This window comes from Aeromicrobium sp. UBA7512 (assembly GCF_002476985.1).
GTDB lineage: Bacteria > Actinomycetota > Actinomycetes > Propionibacteriales > Nocardioidaceae > Aeromicrobium > Aeromicrobium phoceense.
Genome location: NZ_DLNK01000003.1, coordinates 671,620 through 688,511 on the forward strand (window position 1 = coordinate 671,620; position 16,892 = coordinate 688,511).

Below are 16,892 nucleotides of genomic sequence, written 5' to 3' on the forward strand. Positions count from 1 at the left end.
GGTGACCGGACGGACTCGACGCGACCTGTGCCCCGGCCTGCTGCGCCCGTGGATCGCCGACGACGGCGCCCTGATCCGGGTCCGCATCCCGGGCGGTGCCGTGTCGGTCGACGCCCTCGGAGGGCTCCTCGACGTCGCCCGGGACCACGGCGACGCCACGGTGCACCTGACCAGCCGTGCCAACCTGCAGGCGCGAGCGATCCCGCACGACGACGGCTGCCTGTCCGACGCCGTCGTAGACGCGGTCATGGCCACGGGCCTGATGCCCTCGACGTCGCACGAGCGCATCCGCAACGTCATGGCCTCACCGCTCACCGGACGGTCCGGCGGCAGGGCGGACCTGCGGCCCGTCGTCGAGGAGCTCGACCGCCGGCTCTGCGCCGAGCCGAGCCTCGCGGCCCTGGCCGGGCGCTTCCTGTTCGTCCTCGACGACGGGCGTGGTGACGTGCTCGACCGGGACCTCGACCTGGGACTCGTCGCCCTCGACGCGGACACCGCCCAGGTCCGTGTGGGCAGCAAATCGTGGGGGCCCGTGGTCCCCCTGCCCGCCGCCGCGGAGGCCCTCGCAGCGCTCGCCTCGCGGTTCGTCGAGCTCGCGGGAGCCCGGGCGAAGTCGCCCTGGCACGTCGACGAGCTGCCCGGCGGCGGCGCGGCGCTGCTCACCTCGCCGTCGCAGCCCCACCCCGGCACCCGGGTGAGCAGCGCTCCCCCGGACCTTGGCAGGATCGAGCAGGTCGACGGCCGCATCGCGTGGCACCTGCCGGTGCCCGACGGCCGGCTCGACGCCCGCCTGTTCGACGAGGTCCGCGCGCACGGAGCGCACCGCCTCGTGGTGACGCCGTGGCGCACCCTGATCGTCCCCGACCTGGAGAACGCATGACTCTCGCCCCACCGTCGCGCCGCTACGACTACGTCACCGACGGCGCCGCGATCTACGTCGACTCCTTCGCCACGATCCGCGCCGAGGCCGACCTGTCGCGCATCCCCGCGGACGCCGAGAAGGTGGCGGTCCGGATGATCCACGCGTGCGGTCAGACCGACCTGACCCGGGACCTCGTGATCCATCCCGGTCTGGTGTCCGCGGCCCGCTCCGCGCTGGAGTCCGGGGCCCCGATCATCACCGACGCGCACATGGTCGCCGCCGGGGTGACGCGGGCCCGGCTGCCGCGCGAGAACGACGTCCTGTGCTTCCTGCGCGACCCCGCCGTCCCGACGCTCGCGAAGGAGTGGGGCACCACGCGGTCGGCCGCCGCGGTGTCGCTCTGGACCGAGCGGCTGGACGGTGCGGTCGTCGCGTTCGGCAACGCGCCCACGGCGCTGTTCCACCTCCTTGAGACGCTCCGCGACGGAGGCCCGCGGCCGGCCGCGATCATCGGCACCCCGGTGGGCTTCATCGGCGCCGCCGAGTCGAAGCAGGCCCTGATCGACCTCGCGACCGACGATCCGGGCCTCGACGTGCCGTTCCTGGCCGTCACCGGACGCCGGGGCGGATCCGCGATGGCCGCGTCGGCGCTCAACGCCCTGGCCCAGGAGGCGGAGTGAGCGGGCGGCTGTACGGCGTCGGCGTCGGCCCCGGCGACCCCGAGCTGATCACCCTCAAGGCCGCCCGGCTCATCGGCGCGGCCGACGTGATCGTCTTCCACCAGGGCGTGGGCAAGCAGTCGAACGCGCGACGGATCGCGGCCGAGCTGATCCCGTCAGGGGTGGTCGAGGAGGCCCTCGTCTACCCCGTGACGACGCAGACGACCGAGCACCCCGGTGGCTACGCCGGGGCGATGGCCGACTTCTACGCCGAGTGCGCCGAGCGGGTGCGCGCGCACCTGGCGGCCGGCCGCGACGTCGTCGTCCTGGCCGAGGGCGATCCGATGCTCTACGGCTCGTTCATGTACCTGCACGACCGGCTCTCGCCCGACTTCGAGACCGAGGTGGTCGCCGGCGTCCCCGCGTTCGCCGCGGCCACGGCCACCACCGCGCTGCCGCTCGTGCGCCAGACCGACGTGCTGACCGTGCTGCCGGGCACGCTGCCGGAGCCCGAGCTGGCCCGCCGCCTCGCCGACACCGACGGGGCCGTGATCATGAAGCTCGGCCGGACCTTCGCGAAGGTGCGCTCCGCGCTGGAGCAGGCCGGACGCGTCGAGGGCTCCTGGTACGTCGAGCGCGCCTCGATGGACGCCGAGCGCGTCCTGCCCGTGGCGGACGTCGATCCCGAGACCGTCCCCTACTTCTCGATCGTCCTGGTGCCCGGCGACACCCGGCCCGGTGTGGCGCGGTACGACAACCCTGTCGCGGAGGCCGTCGCCCCGGCCGCGGAGGCCGAGGTCGTCGTCGTGGGACTGGGCCCGGGACCGGACCACTGGATCTCGCCCGAGGCGTCGCAGGTGCTGGCCGAGGTCGGTCACGTGATCGGGTACGGGCCCTACGTGCAGCGCGTCCCGCAGCGACCCGGGCTGGTCCGACACGCCTCCGGCAACACGGTCGAGGTCGACCGGGCCCGCGAGGCGCTCGACCTCGCCCTGGCCGGCGAGCGGGTCGCGGTGGTGTCGGGCGGCGACGCCGGGATCTTCGGGATGGCCTCGGCCGTCTTCGAGGCCGCGGAGGACCCGCGCTACGTCGACGTCTCCGTGCGTGTCGTGCCCGGCATCTCGGCCGTGCAGGCCGTCGCCGCCCGGGCCGGCGCGCCGATCGGCGCCGACTTCGCCGTCATGAGCCTCTCGGACCGGCTGAAGCCCTGGGACGTCGTGGTGCGCCGCCTGCGGGCGGTCGCCGAGGCCGGCCTCGTCCTGGCGCTCTACAACCCGCGGTCGCGGTCGCGCACCGAGCAGGTGGCGCAGGCGAAGGCCGTGCTACTGGAGCACAAGTCGCCCGACACCGTCGTGGTCGTCGGTCGCGACGTGGGCCGCGCCGAGGAGAGCCTCACGGTCACGACGCTCGGCGACCTCGATCCCGAGACCGTCGACATGAAGTGCCTGCTGCTGATCGGCGCCTCGTCGACCCGGGTCACGCCGTCCGGACGCGTCTGGAGCCCTCGCTACGTCGAGTGATCAGCCGCGAGCGCGGCGATCCCGGCTGGCCGCGTAGAGGAACGACTCGCCGCCGCGCACGTCGGGTGCCAGCGCCGGCCCGACGAGGATGACGGCGGCCTGGCGCAGACCGGCCTGCTCCACCTGGTCGCCGATGTCGCCCAGCGTGCCGCGCAGCACGAGCTGGTCGGGCTGGGTCGCCTTCGACACCACCACCACGGGGCAGTCCTGGCCGTAGTGCTCGGCCAGCTCGGCGGCCAACTCGCGCGTGCGGGTGATCCCCAGGTGCAGCGCCAGCGTGGCACCGGTCGCGGCGAAGGCGGCGAGCCGCTCGCCCTCAGGCATGGCGGTCGAGCGCGCCTGGGTGCGGGTCAGCACGACGGACTGAGCGACCTCGGGAACCGTCAGCTCGGCGCCCACGATCGCGGCCGCGGCCGCGTAGGCGGGCACCCCGGGCGTCACGTCCCACGGCACCTGCGCGGCGTCGAGCCGGCGTGCCTGCTCGTGCACGGCGGAGTACAGCGACGGGTCGCCCGAGCAGAGCCGGACGACCTCGAGGCCCTCCCCGTGTGCACTCACGAGGTGCTCCGTGATCTCGTCGAGGTCGAGGTGCTGCGTGTCGACCAGCCGGGCGCCCTCACGGCAGTGCCCCAGGACCTCGGCGTCGAGGTAGGTGCCCGCGTAGAGGCACACATCGGCGGTTTCCAGCAGGCGCACGGCGCGCAGGGTGAGGAGGTCGGCGGCACCGGGGCCGGCCCCGACGAAGTGGACGGTCATGAGTCTCCCTTGGTGACGGACCACTGGCTGACGGCGCGCGCGGGCGTCCAGCCGGTGAAGGATCCGAGCGGCTCGGCGCGCTCGACGTGCAGGCGGACGAGCTCGCCGCCGTGGCGACGGTACCGCTCGAGCAGCACGGCCTCGGTCTCGGCGGTGACGCCGTGGACGACGAGGCGGCCGCCGGGCCGCAGGGCGTCCCAGCAGCTGTCGAGGACCCCGTCGACCGTCGCTCCCCCGCCGACGAACACCGCGTCCGGCCGGTCGAGACCCTCGAGCGCCTCGGGAGCCGAGCCCTCGACGACCTGGAGCGCGGGGACTCCCAGGGCGTCGGCGTTGCCGCGGATGAGCGCGAGGCGGTCGGGTCGTGGCTCGACGGCGATCGCCCGGGCACTGGGCCAGGCGCGCATCCACTCGACGCCGATCGAGCCGCTGCCGGCGCCCACGTCCCACAGCAGCTGGCCCGGGGCCGGCGCCAGCCGGGCGAGCGCACTGGCGCGCAGGTCGCGCTTGGTGATCTGGCCGGCGTGCTCGAACGCGTCGTCAGGCAGGACTCCCCCGGCCGCCCAGCCCGGGCCGGAGCCGCGAACCTCGACGGCCAGCAGGTTGAGGCGGGGCACGTCAGTGATGTCCCAGCCTCGCGCCGTCGACGTGGCCCGCGACTCGTCGGCGCCGCCGAGGTGGCCCAGCACGACGAGCTCGGAGTCACCCCAGCCGAGGTCGGTGAGCAGCGTCGCCACGGCCGCGGGGGTGGTCTCGTCACTCGACAGCACCAGCAGGCGCCGCCCGGCGGAAAGTGCCGGAACGATGAGCCGGACGTCGCGGCCGACCACGCTGACGACCGTGACCGTCTCGGCCGGCCAGCCCATCCGCGCCCGGGCCAGCGCGACCGACGACACCTCCGGGACGACGGTGACGCGGTCCGGACCGAGCAGCTCGAGCAGCGTGGTGCCGATGCCGGAGACGAGAGGATCGCCCGACGCGAGGACGACGACCGGCTCCCGCGCCTCGTCCAGCAGGGCGGGGAGCCGCTCGCGCAACGGGGAGGGCCACGCGACCCGTTCCTGCCCTGCAACCGCAGGGATCGCGTCGAGGTGGCGCCGTCCGCCGAGCAGGGTCGCGGCAGCCCTCACGAGGTACCGCGAGGACTCCGGCAGGCCATCCCAGCCGTCGGCCCCGACTCCGACGACGGTCACGTGCGCATCCATGGTCGAGCACCCTAACCCGACGCGTCCGTTGGTCGGGCCCCCTGCCCGAGGCCCGCCGGCGGCGTCTAGGGTGTGGGCGAAGGTTCGAGGTGCCCCACGGCCGATGGCCACGGGGAGAATCTGGGAAGCCGGTGAGAATCCGGCACAGGGCCCGCTGCGGTGACTCAGGCACAGACCTGGGAAGTCCGAAGACCGGCCTCGATCCGACCCGCGACGCTGCCCGCGTCGCGGACCGTCATGGCAGATCGAGCGGGAGCCCTACATGCCAACGCAGTACCCCTTTTGTGCCGTCGTCGGCTCCGACGACATGACCCTCGCCCTCACCCTCGTCGCGATCGACCCGCTGATCGGCGGCGTCCTGGTGCGTGGCGAGAAGGGCACCGCCAAGACCACCACCGTGCGTGGACTCGCCGACGTGCTGCCGCCGGTCCGCGCCTACCGGGGTGATCGGTTCTCCATCGATCCGGCGGACCCCTCCGCCGTCTCCCCCGACGGACCGTTCGACGCCGGGACGCCCGTCGACGAGCGCCCCGTCCGGCTCGTCGAGCTGCCCGTGGGTGCGAGCGACGACCGCGTCACGGGCTCGCTGAAGCTCGACTCGGCGCTGCGCGACGGCGTGGTCGAGTTCGAGCCCGGTCTGCTGGCCCGCGCCCACCGCGGCCTGCTCTACGTCGACGAGGTCAACCTGCTGCACGACCACCTCGTCGACCTGCTGCTGGACGCCGCCGCGACCGGCCGGGTGAGCGTCGAGCGCGACGGGGTCTCGGTCGAGCACGCGTCGCGGTTCGTGCTGATCGGCACCATGAACCCCGAGGAGGGTGAGCTGCGCCCGCAGCTGCTCGACCGGTTCGGCCTGACGGTCGAGGTCTCGGCGCCGCGCGAGCCCGCGCTGCGCGTCGAGGTCGTGCGACGCCGCCTGGCGTTCGATGCCGACCCAGCCGCTTTCGCGGCCGCGTGGGCCGACGAGCAGGACGCGCTGCGCGCACGCCTCGAGTCCGCCCAGGAGCTCATGGGCGACGTCGTCCTCGACGACGACGCGCTCACGACGATCGCCGAGATCTGCGCCGCGTTCGACGTCGACGGGCTGCGGGCCGACCTCGTCACCGCGCGGACCGCCGCGGCTCACGCGGCGTGGCAGGGGCGCACCCACATCACCCGCGAGGACGTCCGCGTCGCCGCGCGGCTCGCCCTGCCGCACCGCCGCCGTCGCAACCCGTTCGACGAGCCCGGCCTCGACGAGGACCGCCTCGACGACCTGCTCGGCGACGACGAGCCCGACCCGGGACCCGACGACGACGGCCCGGGTGGTCCGGACGGTTCGGGCTCGGATTCCCCCCAGGACGGTCCCGAGGACCAGCGCCCGGCTGACGCCCCCGACGCCTCCCCGAACCAGGACGAGCAGCAGCCGCAGCCGGCCGGCGCCGGCTCGGTCGCCGCGGCCGGGGACCCCACCCGGGCGCGACTGCTCGTGGTCCGCGGCACCGGCGAGGGCCAGTCCGGGCGACGCTCCCGGGCCCGCACGCCGCAGGGCCGCGTCGTCGGCCAGCGGCCCGATGCGGCGTCCGGTCGCCTCCACCTTCCCGGCACCATCGCCGCGGCCGCCCCGCACCAGCGGAGCCGCGGCGGACTGGTCGACGGGCGGGGCCTCGCGCTCTCGCCGTCGGACCTCCGCCGCGCCGAGACGGTCGGTCAGGAGTCCAACCTCGTGCTGCTGTGCGTCGACGCCTCGGGCTCGATGGCCGCCCGGCGCCGCATGGAGCAGGTCAAGACCGCCGTGCTCTCGCTGCTGCTGGACGCCTACCGGCGCCGCGACAAGGTCGCCCTCGTGACGTTCCGTCAGCACACCGCCGAGGTCGTCCTGCCGCCCACCGGCTCGGTCGACGTGGCCTCACGCCGCCTCGCCGAGCTGCCGGCCGGCGGTCGCACCCCGCTGGCGGAGGGCCTCGAGCGCTCGGCGGAGATCCTGCGGCGCGAGGCGCTGCGCGACCCGTCCCGGCGCCCGCTGCTGGTCGTGGTCACCGACGGTCGCGCCACCTCCGGCGCCGATGCGCTCGGCCGGGCCCACCGGTCCGCCGCGCACCTGGCCGCCACCGGCCTCGACAGCGTCGTGGTCGACTGCGAGACCGGCCGCTTCCGGCTCGGCCTGGCCGCCCAGCTGGCCGGTCACCTGCGCGCCGAGCACGTCCCCCTCGGCGAGGTGACGGCCGACGGCCTGACGGATGTGGTCCACGCCGCCACCTCCTCGCGCGAGGGAGCAGCCTGATGCCGCAGGGCAAGCCGCTGACCGTGCCGGACGACGGCCTCACGACGCGGCAGCGACGGAACCGACCGCTTCTGATGGTGCACACCGGCAACGGCAAGGGGAAGTCCACCGCGGCGTTCGGGATGGCGATGCGGGCGTGGAACCAGGGCTGGGACGTCGGGGTCTTCCAGTTCGTGAAGTCGGCGAAGTGGCGCATCGGCGAGCAGACCGTGCTCGAGCGCCTCGCCCGGCTGCACGACGAGACCGGCGAGGGCGGGCCGATCGAGTGGCACAAGATGGGCTCGGGCTGGTCGTGGAGCCGCAAGGGCGGCACCGAGGCCGACCACGCTGCCGACGCGGCCGAGGGATGGGCCGAGGTCAAGCGACGGATCCACGCCGAGCGCCACCGGTTCTACGTCCTCGACGAGTTCACGTACCCGATGCAGTGGGGCTGGGTGGACGTCGACGACGTGGTCGAGACCCTCGGCAACCGTCCGGGCACCCAGCACGTCGTCGTGACGGGCCGCCGCGCCGACCCCCGGCTGGTCGAGGTGGCCGACCTGGTCACCGAGATGCAGCACGTGAAGCACCCGATGGACGTCGGGCAGAAGGGCCAGCGAGGCATCGAGTGGTGAGCCTCCCGCGCCTCGTCGTGGCGGCTCCGGCCTCCGGGCACGGCAAGACCACGGTGGCCACCGGACTCATGGCGGCGCTGGCCGGACGAGGCCTCGCCGTCTCCGGGCACAAGGTCGGCCCGGACTACATCGATCCCGGCTACCACGCGCTGGCCACGGGTCGTCCCGGTCGCAACCTCGACCCGCACCTGACGGATCCGTCGCTCATGGTGCCGCTGCTCCTGCACGGCGCCCGGGGTGCCGACGTGGCGGTGGTCGAGGGCGTGATGGGCCTGTTCGACGGACGGATCGGCGGCGACGGATTCGCCTCGACGGCCCACGTCGCGACCCTCACGGACTCCCCCGTCGTCCTCGTGGTCGACGTCTCGCACGCCTCGCGCAGCATCGGCGCGGTGGTCCACGGGATGGCCGGCTTCGATCCGACGGTGACCATCGCGGGCGTCATCCTCAACAAGGCCGGATCCCCGCGGCACGCCGCCGAGGCCGCCCGCGCCGTGGAGTCGACCGGCATCCCGGTCCTCGGAGTCCTGCACCGTGACGACGGCGTCAGCGCGCCGTCCCGCCACCTGGGGCTTGTCCCTGCCGAGGAGCGCGACGAGGCCGCCGGGGCACTGGAGCGCCTGGCCGGCCAGGTCGCGGCGCACGTGGACCTCGACGCCGTCCTTGAGCTGGCACGACACGCACCCGCGCTCGACGCGGACCCGTGGGACCCGGCCGCGCACGTCCGGCCGAGCGGCGCCGACTCTCCCGTCGTCGCGGTGGCCGCGGGCCGCGCCTTCACCTTCCGCTACGCCGAGACCACCGAGCTGCTCGAGGCAGCCGGCTGCACCGTGGTGCCGTTCGACCCGGCGCGTGACGCGCACCTCCCGGCCGGGACCCGCGGCCTCTACCTCGGCGGTGGCTTCCCCGAGGTCCACGCCGCCGCCCTGAGCGCCAACGCCAGCCTGCGGGCCCACCTGCGCGAGGCCGTGCTCGACGGCGTGCCCACCGTGGCCGAGTGCGCGGGCCTGCTCTACCTCTGCCGCAGCGTCGACGGCCACCCGATGGTCGGGGCGCTCGACGCCGACGCCGTGATGACGCCCCGCCTCACGCTCTCCTACCGGCGTCCCGCCCTGGCTTCCGACCAGCTGCTCGGCCCGGTCGGCACGACGGTCACCACGCACGAGTTCCACCGCACGACCGTCACCCCGGTCCACGGCGACCGGCCCGCCTGGACGGTGGACGACCGCGCCGTCGGCTTCTCCGGTCCGACGTTGAGCGCGTCGTACCTCCACGTGCACTGGGCCGGCCACCCCGCCCTGGCCCAGTCGTTCGCGGACGCAATGCACTCTGCTACTCCGGTCGCCTCGGCTCCGGAACCCGCTCCTCCCGTCACGGCGACGGGGGCATCGCTGCCACCCGTCACGGACCCCCTCCGTCATCACGGCGACGTCGAGGCGTCCGACGGACTGCTGGACCTGGCCGTCAACGTCAGCCGACTGCCCCGTCCCGCGTGGCTGGAGCAGGCGCTCCGCGACGGCGTGGCCGGATCGGCTTCCTATCCCGAGTCCTCCGCGGCGCACGACGCGGTGGCTCGACGTCACGGTCGTGAGGTCGACGAGGTGCTGGTCACGGCGGGTGCTGCCGAGGCGTTCTCCCTCATCGCCCGTGCGCGCCGCTGGCGGCGACCCGTCGTCGTGCATCCGCAGTTCACCGAGCCGGACGTCGCCCTGCGGGCCGCCGGTCACGTGCCGGGTCACGTCCTGTGCCGCGCCGAGGACGACTTCGCTCTCGACCCGGGCGCCGTGCCCGACGACGCCGACCTCGTGGTCGTGGGCAATCCGACGAACCCGACCGGGCGCCTGCATGCGGCGTCGACGCTGGCGTCCCTGTGCCGGCCGGGCCGCGTCGTCGTTATCGACGAGGCGTTCATGGACTTCGTGCCGGGCGAGCCGCAGACGCTCTCCTCGCGCGCCCTGCCCGGCCTGGTGGTCGTCCGGAGCCTGACGAAGCTGTGGTCGATGCCGGGGATCCGCGCCGGCTACGTGGTGGGCGACCCGGCCGTCGTCGCCGACCTGCGCGGCCAGCAGGCGCCCTGGTCCGTCGGCACGCCGGCGCTCCATGCCGTGGTCGCCACGGCAGGTCCCGACGCTGCGGCCGAGGCGGAGCGCCGCGCCCGGCTGGCCGTCCAGCACCGCCGTGTCCTCGTCGACGGACTCGCCGAGCTGAGCGTCGACGTGGTGCCCTCGGACGCTCCTTTCGTGCTGGCACGCCTCGGGCGGGGAACGCACGCACGGCTGCGCGGTGCGGGCATCGCGGTCCGACGCGCCGACACCTTCCCCGGCCTCGACGACTCGTGGGCGCGCCTCGCCGTGCGCGAGCCCGAGGCCACCCGTCACCTGCTCACCACGTTGGGAGTCCACGCCGCATGGAACTGAACGTCGCCGGGCGCTCCGTCCTCGTCCTCGATGGCAACGAGACGGTCGTCCCCACCATCGCCGGACTGCTGCGCGAGAACGCGAAGGTCACCGTCGGCGCCCCCACCGTGTGCGCCGCCATCGAGGACCTCGCCCGTCGCGGGCTCGTCGACTGGGTCCCGGAACACGCCGACGAGTCGGCCCACGAAATGGTGCTGCGCAGCGTGCCGCGCGAGGCCCCGCCGTCCCGGCCGGCGTCGGCCGGACGGGTCACGCTCGTGGGCGCCGGCCCGGGTGACCCCGGCCTGATCACCGTCGCCGGCCGCGCGGCGATCGAGTCGGCCGACGTCGTCGTCGCCGACCGACTCGCCCCGTGGGAGGCCATCGGTTGGGCGAAGCCGGATGTCGAGGTCGTCGACGTCTCCAAGATCCCCTACGGCCGCTCCACGAGCCAGGACGAGATCAACCGCGTCCTCATCGAGCACGCCCGCGCCGGTCGCCATGTCGTCCGGCTCAAGGGCGGTGACTCGTTCGTGTTCGGGCGGGGCTTCGAGGAGGTCCAGGCGTGCGCCGCGGCAGGCGTCCCGACCACGGTCGTGCCGGGCGTGACCTCCAGCGTCGCCGGCCCGGGCCTCGGCGGGATCCCGGTGACCCATCGCGGCCTCGTCCAGGGCTTCACCGTCGTCTCGGGTCATGTGCCTCCCGGACACCCCGACTCGACACTCGACTACGCCGCGCTCGCCCGCTCCGGCACGACGCTGGTCGTCCTGATGGGGGTGCGGACCCTGCCCGCCATCGTCGAGGCGCTGATCGAGGGTGGTCTCGACGAGTCGACCCCCTGCGCTCTCGTCTCCGATGCCAGCCTGCCCAGCCAGCGGGTCGTCCGCAGCACCCTGAGGGACGCCGCGGCGGACGCCGCCGCCTCCGGGATCGGTGCCCCCGCGGTCGCCGTCGTGGGCCACGTCGCCGCGCTCGAGCCGTGATCCGGTGGATGCGGCACGGCGAGTCCACCTGGAACGCCGAAGGACGCCTCCAGCACCGCAACCCGACTCCCCCGCTGACCGAGCTCGGCCGAAGCCAGGCTCGCCAGGCCGCTGAGGAGCTGCGCGGCACGACCGTCGACGTCGTGCTCAGCTCTCCCGCGCTGCGGGCACGGCAGACGGCGAGCGTCGTCGCGGACGTCCTCAGGCTCGACGTCGTGGTCGACGACCGGCTCGTCGAGATGGATCACGCCGAGACCGTCGCGCAGGTGAGGCAGCGGGTGCTGTCCCTCGTCGGCGAGCACCCCGGCGAGCTGCTCGCGGTGAGCCACGGGGACACGATCGCCGTGGCGGTGGAGCTGCTGACCGGCGACCCGTGCTCCGTCCCCGCGAACGGCCAGATCCACGTGACGGGCACTCCGTGAGCCGCTCCCTCGCCGCCGGTCTGGCGCTCGGCTTCGTCCTCGACCGTGCCCTGGGCGATCCCGCCCGCTTCCATCCCGTCGCCGGGCTGGGCCGCTGGGCTGCCGCCGTCGAGCGTCACACCTACCGGGACCACCGAGGTGCCGGAGCGCTCCACCACGTCGCCGTCACCGCACCGCTCGTCGGTGCGGCGGTGCTGGCCGAGCGCGCCTGCCGTCGCCCGTGGCAGCGCACCCTGCTGGCCGCCGCGGCGGCCTGGGCGGTCGTCGGCGGACGTTCCCTCGTCCGAGAGGGCTCGATCATCGCGGAGCAGCTCGGACGCGACGACCTGGCCGCTGCTCGGGTGCAGGTGACCCACCTCGTGGGCCGCGATCCCAGCCGACTCGACGCTGACGGGGTCGCCCGCGCGGCCACCGAGTCGCTGGCCGAGAACACGTCGGACGCCGTGGTCGCGCCCCTGCTGTGGGGAGCGGCCTTCGGCGTCCCCGGCCTCGTCGGGTACCGCGCGGTCAACACGCTGGACGCGATGGTCGGCCACCGCTCGGCGCGCTACGAGCGCTTCGGCTGGGCCAGCGCGCGGATCGACGACGTGGCCAACCTCGTTCCGTCACGAGTGTCCGCGGCCCTCGCCGTGGCGCTTGCGCCGCACGTCGCTGGGCGACCGCTGGACGCGCTGCGTGCCTGGGTCCGGGACGCGCGCCACCATCCCAGTCCCAATGCCGGTCCGGTCGAGGCGGCCTTCGCCGGCGCGCTGGGCGTGACACTCGGCGGGATCAACGACTACGCCGGTCGCGTGGAGCACCGGGCCGAGATGGGCGACGGACCCACTCCGACCGTGACCGACCTGCCGCGCGCCGCGCGACTCGCCACGGCGGTCGCCTGGGCCGCCGCGGCCCTCAGCGTGGGGCTTGCGCTCGCACCCAGGCCCTGGCGTCACCGGCGTCACCCACGGCCGTGACCCCCTCGGGTCCGGCCGCACGACGCACGATGACCACCGGAACACCGAGCGCGCGCGCCACGTCGAGCTTGGCCTCGGTGTGGTCGCCGCCCGAGTCCTTCGTCACCAGCACGTCGACATCGGCCATGACCGCCCGCTCGTGCTCGAGCGTGTAGGGACCGCGGCTCTGGAGCAGGGTCCAGGCGCCAGGCAGCTCGATCTCCGGCGGGTCGACCACGCGCACGACGCAGGCGTGGTCGCGCAACGGGCCGACGAACCGGGGCAGCGACTGCCGTCCGATGGTCAGGAAGGGGCGCCGGCCGAGCGTCGCGGTCACGCGGGCTGCCTCGTCGTGGTCGTCGACCCAGTGCCAGCCCGCCGCCTCGGGACGGCCGGACCATCCCGGGCGCTCGAGCCGCAGCAGCGGCACGCCCGCGGCGCGGCACGCGGCGGCCGCGTTCGCGCTGATGCCCTCCGCGAACGGATGGGTCGCGTCGACGACGACCTGCACCCGCTCGGTGCGCAGGTGCTCCGTCAGGCCATCGACGCCGCCGAAGCCACCGACCCGGACGTCACCCACCGGCAGCCGAGGCCGGGCGACACGCCCCGCGAGCGACGTCACGACGGAGTCGCCGTCCTCCACGAGCCGGCCGGCGAGGTCGCGCGCCTCCCGCGTGCCACCGAGCACGAGGACCCTCATGCGTGCGGCCCGATGACCGGGACGGACGGCGCACCCTGCTCGGCGAGGGTGAGCAGGGCGTCGACGTCGAGGTGCTTCTCGGCGAGGTCGCCCAGCAGGTCGAGGCGCGCGTCGCGGGCCGCGGCGAAGTCGACGCCGGACGCGACGAACGAGCCGCCGCGGGCCCGGGCCGCGAGATTGAGGACGGCCGTGCGCAGCTCGTCGGACTCCAGGCTGCCGTGCCACATCGTGCCGAGGACGGCACCGTCCTGAACCCCACCGAGGAAGTCCGTGGCGCCCGCGTCGCGGCTGATCCGGCCGTGGTGGATCTCGTAGCCCGCGGCGGACGCACCCAGCGCCTCGCCGCGCGGCAGCCGCAGCGTCTTCTCCGCGGCGAAGGTCGTCTCGACGGGCAGCAGCCCCAGACCCGGGACGCTGGCCGGATCACCGGCCTCGATCCCCTCGGGGTCGTGCACGTGGCGCCCCAGCATCTGGAACCCGCCGCAGATCCCCAGGACCGCGCGCCCGGACTCCGCGTGGCGGGCGATCGCCCGGTCGAGGCCTCGCGAGCGCAGCCAGGCCAGGTCGGAGATCGTCGCCCGCGTGCCGGGCAGGACGACCAGGTCCGCGTCGGCGAGGTCGTGGGGGTCGGCAGTGAACACGACGTCCACGTCGGGCTCCAGGCCGAGCGCGTCGACGTCGGTGAAGTTGCTGATCCGGGGCAGCCGCACGACGACGACCCGCAGTGCCGCGTCGCTCCCGGTGCGACGGCCCTGCAGGTCGAGGGCGTCCTCGGAGTCGAGCCACACATCAGGGCTCCACGGCAGGGTGCCGAAGACGGGACGTCCCGCCAGCTGCTCCAGCTGGCGCAGCCCCGGCGCGAGGAGCGACTCGTCCCCCCGGAACTTGTTCACGACGAAGCCGGCCACCAGCGCCTGGTCCTCGGGCTCGAGCAGCGCGACGGTGCCGTAGAACGCCGCGAACACGCCCCCACGGTCGATGTCACCGACCACCACGACGGGCATGTCGGCGTGCCGCGCCAGGCCCATGTTCACGTAGTCGCCGGCCCTCAGGTTGATCTCGGTGGGGCTGCCGGCCCCCTCGGCGACGACGAGGTCGTACCGCGACGCGAGGTCGTCGTACGCGGAGTAGGCGGCCTCGGCCAGGTGCACCCGGCCGCCGATGAACTCGCGGCTGCTGATCTCGCCGGCGGGCTCGCCCATCACGACCACGTGGCTGCGACGATCGCCCCCCGGCTTCAGCAGCACGGGGTTCATGGCCGCCTCGGGCTCGGCGCGGGCAGCCAGCGCCTGCACCCACTGCGCCCGGCCGATCTCGGCACCGTCGGCGCACACCATCGAGTTGTTCGACATGTTCTGCGCCTTGAAGGGCGCCACGCGGACGCCCCGACGGGCGAAGGCGCGGCACAGGGCGCTGGTCACCAGGCTCTTGCCGGCGTCGGAGGTCGTTCCCGCCACCATCAGCCGGGCGGTGCGGCGGGCCTGGGAGTCCACCGGACCAGTATCCCGTCCGGTTCGGTTCCGCCCTCGCCCGGGCAAGCGTGCCGCACTCTCGCCCTCCCGCGGAACCGGCAGTAGCGTCGGCGGGATGACGAACGTGCGCGAGTTCACGATCGAGGTCCCTGCGGCGACGCTCACCGACCTGCGCGAGCGACTCGAGCGGACCCGGCTCCCACGGCGCGCCGGTGCCGGCTGGGAGGCGGGCACCGACCCGGCGTATCTCGCGGAGTTCGTCTCCTCCTGGACGCACGACTTCGACTGGCGGCTCACCGAACGAGCGGTGAACCGGTTCCCCCAGAGGATCGTGCGGGCGTCGGGCACCGACGTCCACGTGCTGCACGTGCCCGCGCGAGGGACTGCTGCGCCGATTCCGCTCGTCCTGACGCACGGCTGGCCGAGCTCCTTCTTCGAGTTCCTCCCGCTGATCGGCCCGTTGACCGATCCGGCAGGCCACGGCGGTGATGCCGCGGACGCCTTCGACGTGATCATCCCGTCGCTTCCCGGATTCGGATTCTCCGAGCAGCTGCCACACGGGCCGACCGAGCCGTCACGCATCGCGGACCTCTGGGTCGAGGTCGTGGAACAGCTGGGGTACCGGTCCTTCGGCGCGTACGGCGGCGACATCGGCTCCCACGTGACGAACTTCCTCGGAGCGCACCATCGCGAGCGCGTGCTCGGCGTGTTCACCCACCACCCCAACCTCCACCCCCAGCTCGATCCGGCGCGGCCACTCTCCTCGGCCGAGCAGCGATATCTCGAGCAGCGCAGCAGCGACCTCGGTGGTCACGACGACGGCTACGCGGCGATCCAGGCCACCCGGCCGAACTCGCTCGCGGCGGGACTCTCCGACTCCCCCGCCGGCCTCGCCGGCTGGCTGATCGAGAAGTACCGCGAATGGAGCGACTGCGACGGGGACCTGGAATCGTCGATCGACCGCGGCACGCTGATGAGCATCGCCACCCTGTACTGGGTCACCAACACGATCGGCACCTCGTTCCTGCCCTATCGCGACGACGACGCGACACCGCAGCTTCCTCCGGTCACCGTCCCCGCGGGACTCATCCTCACACCGGAGGACGCCACCTATCCTCGCGAGTTCGCCGCCAGGACCTACACCGACATCCGGCTGTGGCGAGGGCCCGAGCGCGGCGGGCACTTTCTCGCCCTCGAACAGCCCGAAGGCCTCGTCCGCGACCTCCGTGACTTCTTCCGTCCGCTCCGCTCGTCAGTGCTGCGCAGCAGCTGAGGGCCGGGCGACCACTTCGATCCAGCGGATCGGCGCCTCGATCGGTCCGGGCCCGAAGTGCCGCGTCAGCGCGTCCTCGGCGATCGCCGTCGCATCCTCGACCTTCAGGGACTCGTGGTGCTCGATCGCCACCCTCAGCGGAGTGCCCTGGCAGAACGCCCGCGCGGCCTCCGCCGGGGTCGTGCGGCTCGTTCCTTCCACGGCCCGGATGGTGGCGCCCGGCATGCCCGCCTCCTCGAGGTCGTCCCGGATGCGCGGGATGTGGAAGTAGCCGTGCGGCGTCCGGCTCAGGAAGTCCACGGGGTGGTCCGGCGTCGCGGTGACGAGCGCGGCGTGGATGACCCACGGCACCTCGCTGGTCTCGATCCGGTCCCAGACGATGAAGACGAACGATCCTCCCGGCCTCAGGACACGCGCCGCCTCCCGGTATCCGCGGACACGGTCGGGGAAGAACATGGCGCCGAACTGGCACGCGACCACGTCGAAGGCGTGGTCATCGAAGGGCAGGTTCAGCGCGTCGGCCTGCTGCCACGTCACCGCCGTGTCCGTGACCGCCGCGGCGGCGGCGTCCAGCATCGGCTGGTTGAGGTCCGTGGCCGTGATCCTCGCGCCAGGGCACCTCCGCAGCAGAGCGGCGGTGAGCGCCCCGGTGCCGGCCGCGGTCTCGAGGACCTCCCCCGGCGCGAGGTCCGCGACCACGCGAGCGAGACTCTCGGCCGGCTCCTCGAAGATCATCGGCACGAGGAGCTGCTGGTAGACCTCCGGAATGCCGCCGCGGAACTGCGCGTCCCGCTCCGCCTCCGCATCGTCCATGTCTGCAACGTACGCCCGT

The 16,892-nt window shown here is 74.2% G+C and carries 15 protein-coding genes and 1 riboswitch; of the genes, 10 read left to right on the plus strand and 5 right to left on the minus strand.

What is annotated here, in order from left to right; genetic code table 11:
* Position 1 precedes the first annotated feature (1 nt).
* The 3 genes from B2363_RS05205 to B2363_RS05215 are packed head-to-tail and all read left to right on the plus strand — an operon-like array spanning position 2 to position 3,041.
* On the plus strand, positions 2–880 hold the full coding sequence (locus B2363_RS05205; RefSeq protein ID WP_286928908.1) for a nitrite reductase: 879 nt from the start codon (positions 2–4) through the stop codon (positions 878–880).
* Complete coding sequence (locus tag B2363_RS05210) at positions 877–1,542, plus strand: precorrin-8X methylmutase (protein WP_181755681.1); 666 nt, start codon at positions 877–879, stop codon at positions 1,540–1,542. The genes B2363_RS05205 and B2363_RS05210 overlap by 4 nt, the downstream gene beginning before the upstream one ends.
* Positions 1,539–3,041: a precorrin-2 C(20)-methyltransferase gene (locus B2363_RS05215; protein WP_286928909.1), complete on the plus strand. Its 1,503-nt coding sequence runs from the start codon at positions 1,539–1,541 to the stop codon at positions 3,039–3,041. The genes B2363_RS05210 and B2363_RS05215 overlap by 4 nt, the downstream gene beginning before the upstream one ends.
* Here the strand turns inward: B2363_RS05215 and cobM are convergent, their stop codons facing one another.
* Positions 3,042–3,797, minus strand: a complete 756-nt coding sequence (gene cobM / locus B2363_RS05220; protein ID WP_286928911.1) for a precorrin-4 C(11)-methyltransferase — start codon at positions 3,795–3,797, stop codon at positions 3,042–3,044.
* Positions 3,794–4,990: a precorrin-6y C5,15-methyltransferase (decarboxylating) subunit CbiE gene (cbiE, locus tag B2363_RS05225; RefSeq protein WP_286928913.1), complete on the minus strand. Its 1,197-nt coding sequence runs from the start codon at positions 4,988–4,990 to the stop codon at positions 3,794–3,796. The genes cobM and cbiE overlap by 4 nt, the downstream gene beginning before the upstream one ends.
* Before the next feature lie 82 nt (positions 4,991–5,072).
* Positions 5,073–5,217: riboswitch (cobalamin riboswitch) on the plus strand.
* Positions 5,218–5,264: 47 nt separating this feature from the next.
* Between cbiE and B2363_RS05230 the strand changes: the two genes are divergently transcribed.
* The 6 genes from B2363_RS05230 (at position 5,265) to B2363_RS05255 (ending at position 12,636) form a co-directional block, all read left to right on the plus strand.
* Complete coding sequence (locus B2363_RS05230) at positions 5,265–7,265, plus strand: VWA domain-containing protein (RefSeq protein WP_286928915.1); 2,001 nt, start codon at positions 5,265–5,267, stop codon at positions 7,263–7,265.
* Positions 7,265–7,879, plus strand: a complete 615-nt coding sequence (gene cobO / locus B2363_RS05235; protein WP_286928916.1) for a cob(I)yrinic acid a,c-diamide adenosyltransferase — start codon at positions 7,265–7,267, stop codon at positions 7,877–7,879. Before B2363_RS05230 ends, cobO begins: the two co-directional genes overlap by 1 nt.
* A complete protein-coding gene (locus tag B2363_RS05240) occupies positions 7,876–10,296 on the plus strand; it encodes a cobyrinate a,c-diamide synthase (RefSeq protein WP_286928918.1) in 2,421 nt (806 codons plus the stop codon). Before cobO ends, B2363_RS05240 begins: the two co-directional genes overlap by 4 nt.
* A gap of 188 nt (positions 10,297–10,484) precedes the next feature.
* Positions 10,485–11,258: a uroporphyrinogen-III C-methyltransferase gene (cobA, locus tag B2363_RS05245; RefSeq protein ID WP_286929029.1), complete on the plus strand. Its 774-nt coding sequence runs from the start codon at positions 10,485–10,487 to the stop codon at positions 11,256–11,258.
* A complete protein-coding gene (locus B2363_RS05250; RefSeq protein ID WP_286928919.1) occupies positions 11,255–11,680 on the plus strand; it encodes a histidine phosphatase family protein in 426 nt (141 codons plus the stop codon). Before cobA ends, B2363_RS05250 begins: the two co-directional genes overlap by 4 nt.
* The gene (locus tag B2363_RS05255) at positions 11,677–12,636 is read left to right on the plus strand and encodes a cobalamin biosynthesis protein (protein WP_286928920.1); all 960 of its coding nucleotides are present in this window, start codon (positions 11,677–11,679) and stop codon (positions 12,634–12,636) included. The genes B2363_RS05250 and B2363_RS05255 overlap by 4 nt, the downstream gene beginning before the upstream one ends.
* Here the strand turns inward: B2363_RS05255 and B2363_RS05260 are convergent.
* Both B2363_RS05260 and B2363_RS05265 read right to left on the minus strand, forming a co-directional pair.
* The gene (locus B2363_RS05260; protein WP_286928922.1) at positions 12,575–13,315 is read right to left on the minus strand and encodes a cobalt-precorrin-6A reductase; all 741 of its coding nucleotides are present in this window, start codon (positions 13,313–13,315) and stop codon (positions 12,575–12,577) included. The genes B2363_RS05255 and B2363_RS05260 overlap by 62 nt on opposite strands.
* A complete protein-coding gene (locus B2363_RS05265) occupies positions 13,312–14,775 on the minus strand; it encodes a cobyric acid synthase (protein WP_286929031.1) in 1,464 nt (487 codons plus the stop codon). Before B2363_RS05265 ends, B2363_RS05260 begins: the two co-directional genes overlap by 4 nt.
* 127 nt (positions 14,776–14,902) lie before the next feature.
* On the opposite strand from B2363_RS05265, the gene B2363_RS05270 reads away from it, so the two are divergent.
* Positions 14,903–16,060, plus strand: coding sequence for an epoxide hydrolase family protein (locus tag B2363_RS05270; RefSeq protein WP_286928923.1), 1,158 nt, complete (start codon positions 14,903–14,905; stop codon positions 16,058–16,060).
* Here the strand turns inward: B2363_RS05270 and B2363_RS05275 are convergent.
* On the minus strand, positions 16,040–16,873 hold the full coding sequence (locus B2363_RS05275) for a class I SAM-dependent methyltransferase (protein WP_286928924.1): 834 nt from the start codon (positions 16,871–16,873) through the stop codon (positions 16,040–16,042). The two genes, B2363_RS05270 and B2363_RS05275, sit on opposite strands and share 21 nt — an antisense overlap.
* Positions 16,874–16,892 lie beyond the last annotated feature (19 nt).